General features: G+C 64.3%; 2 protein-coding genes and 1 pseudogene. 2 read left to right on the forward strand and 1 reads right to left on the reverse strand.

Annotated features, from left to right (window positions below):
* Positions 1 to 158, reverse strand: a pseudogene (locus QOC69_RS33210) (aspartate aminotransferase family protein); the annotation flags it as partial.
* A gap of 194 nt (positions 159 to 352) precedes the next feature.
* Here QOC69_RS33210 and QOC69_RS33215 point away from each other — a divergent pair.
* Positions 353 to 1,885, forward strand: a complete 1,533-nt coding sequence (locus tag QOC69_RS33215) for an amino acid permease (RefSeq protein WP_526446738.1) — start codon at positions 353 to 355, stop codon at positions 1,883 to 1,885.
* Positions 1,886 to 1,913: 28 nt separating this feature from the next.
* On the forward strand, positions 1,914 to 3,154 hold a 1,241-nt coding region (locus QOC69_RS33220), incomplete at its 3' end, for a propanediol/glycerol family dehydratase large subunit (RefSeq protein ID WP_526446739.1).

Raw genomic sequence — 3,154 nt, forward strand, 5'->3', positions numbered from 1 at the left:
CCGTCCATGTCCCACAGGAAGTAGCCGTCCCGACGATCGATGACGAGATCGACGCCGGCATCGGTCCAGAACTGCGTCTTGCCCGGGTTCCAGTACTTCTTCGCCTGCTCCAGGACCTGCGCCTTGGAGTAGAACGAGAATGTGCCGTAGTCGTACAACGGGGCTCCCTGGCTGAGAGGTGCGAGCTTGCTTCTGGCCGCGAGGCACTCACCCTAAAAAGGGTAGACCATTTCTGTCAATGGTTGCAAAGGGTCTTGCGCTGTCTATTTGGTAGTGCCAATATACGGAAGTTCGGTGTGTGGCCGAGGCCACACCGGGCCCCTACGCTTCGGCTGGAAGGTATCTGGAGTAGATGACCGATCAAGCTGTATCACCACCAGAGAGCCTCAATCAGAACGTCCACCGGCTCAAGCGCAACGCCATCGGCACCATGGCCGTCATCTTCATGGCCGTCGCCACCGCCGCGCCCATCACGGCGATGGTCGGAAACGTGCCGATCGCCGTCGGGTTCGGAAATGGTTCACACGCACCGGCGGGCTACCTGGTGGCCACCATCGTGCTCGGCCTGTTCGCCATCGGGTACGCAACGATGGCCAAGCACATCACCGCGACCGGCGCGTTCTACGGATACATCTCGCACGGGCTTGGCCGCGTCATCGGCATGGCCAGCGGCGTGATCATCACGATGGCCTACGTCGTGTTCGAGGGCTCGCTGATCGGCATCTTCTCGTACTTCTTCCAGAATCTGTTCAAGACCCAGTTCGACATCACCGTGCCATGGTTGGTACCCGCGCTGCTGATGCTGGTGCTGAACTGCATCCTCACCTACTTCGACGTGAACCTCGCCGCCAAGGTGCTCGGGGTGTTCCTGGTCACCGAGATCGTCATGCTGTCACTCGGCGCACTCGCGGTCCTGTTCAAGGGCGGCGGCCCGGACGGCTTCGCGGTCAGCGAGACGCTCAACCCCATCGGCGCCTTCACTCCGGCCGCGGTCGCGGGCGCCAGCGCCGGACTGGGTCTGTTCTTCGCGTTCTGGTCGTGGGTCGGCTTCGAGTCGACGGCGATGTACGGCGAGGAGTCGAAGGACCCCAAGCGAATCATCCCGCGCGCCACCATGATCAGCGTGCTCGGCGTAGGCGTCTTCTACGTGTTCATCTCGTGGATGGCCATCGCGGGCACCGGGACGCAGAAGTCGGTCGAACTCGCTCAAGATGCGGCCACTGCGGGCGACATCTTCTTCAACCCGGTACGCAGCACCTACGGCGAGTGGGCCATCACGCTGTTCAACATCCTGCTGGTAACCGGTTCGTTCGCGTGCGGCATGGCGTTCCACAACTGCGCCTCGCGCTACCTCTACGCGATGAGCCGGGAAGGTTTGTCCGCGGGGCTGCAGAAGACGCTCGGGGCGACCCACCCCACGCACGGCTCGCCCCACATCGCGTCGTTCGTGCAGACCGGCATCACGTTCGTGTTGATCATGGCGTTCTTCATCGCCGGCATGGATCCGTACATCCACATGTACACGCTGCTGGCGATCCTGGGCACCATGGCGATCCTGATCGTGCAGTCGCTCTGCGCGTTTGCGGTCATCGCGTACTTCCACTTCCACAAGAACCACCCGTCCAGTGCGCACTGGTTCAAAACCTTCCTCGCGCCACTGCTCGGCGGCATCGGCATGCTGTACGTGGTGTATCTGCTGTGGGTACACAAGGACGCGGCAGCCGGCGCTGCGTCGGGCACGCTGCTGTTCAAGCTGACCCCGTGGATCGTGGTCGGACTGTTCGCCCTCGGGGCGGCGATGGCGCTGTACTTCAAGTTCCGCGACCCGCGGCGCTACGACCTGATCGGCCGAGTCCTCTACGAGGACACGGAAACTCGCGACTGACCCAGTAACCCGAGGGAGGCTTCCAAGCGTGGAAGAGTTGGGTCGGTTTCGCGTCCTGAATGCGAAACCGGTGAACCTGGACGGATTCAGCGTCGCCGACGCCTCACTCGGACTGGTCGCCATGCACAGCCCGCACGACCCGGCGCCGTCGCTGGCGATCCGCGACGGGGCCGTCATCGAACTCGACGGCAAGGCGGTGGCTGAGTTCGACGTGATCGACGAGTTCATCGCCCGCTACGGCCTCGACCTCGAGGTGGCGCAGGAGGCGATGGCGCTCGACGACGCCGTGCTGGCTCGGATGGCCGTCGACGTCAACGTGCCACGTGCCGAGGTGGTGCGCCTCATCGGTGGCACCACGCCCGCCAAGCTCGCCAGGGTGATGGCGGTGATGTCGCCAGTCGAGATGCAGATGGCGATGTCCAAGATGCGGGCTCGGCGCACGCCGAGCAACCAAGCGCACGTGACCAATCAGCTGGACGATCCGCTGCTCATCGCCGCCGATGCGGCAAGTGCCGTCGCATACGGATTCCGGGAGGTCGAGACGACCGTCCCGGTGCTGGCCGACGCGCCGTCCAACGCGGTCGCATTGCTGATCGGCAGTCAAGTGGGAATCCCTGGGGCGATGGCCCAGTGCTCCATCGAGGAGGCGCTGGAGTTGCGGCTCGGGCTGCGTGGGCTGACCAGCTATGCGGAGACGATCTCGCTCTACGGCACCGAGCAGGTGTTCATCGACGGTGACGACACGCCGTTCTCGAAGGCGATCCTCACCTCCGCCTACGCCTCCCGGGGCCTCAAGATGCGGGTCACCAGTGGCGGCGGCGCCGAGGTGCTGATGGGCGCCGCCGAGAAGTGCTCCATCCTGTACCTGGAATCCCGTTGCGTCTCGCTGGCGCGGGCGTTGGGGTCGCAGGGTGTGCAGAACGGCGGCATCGACGGCGTCGGCGTGGTGGCTTCGGTGCCCGACGGCATGAAGGAACTGCTCGCCGAGAACCTCATGGTCATGATGCGTGATCTGGAATCCTGCGCGGGCAACGACAACCTCATCTCCGAATCCGACATCCGCCGCAGCGCGCACACCCTGCCGGTTCTGCTCGCCGGCGCCGACTTCGTCTTCTCGGGCTTCGGGTCGATCCCGCGCTACGACAACGCATTCGCGCTATCCAACTTCAACTCCGACGTCATGGACGACTTCCTGGTGCTGCATCGAGACTGGGGCGTCGACGGTGGACTGCGCACGGTGTCGCCCGAGCATCTGGCACGGGTCCGGCG

It is taken from the genome of Mycobacterium sp., from assembly GCF_032162105.1.
Lineage (GTDB): Bacteria > Actinomycetota > Actinomycetes > Mycobacteriales > Mycobacteriaceae > Mycobacterium.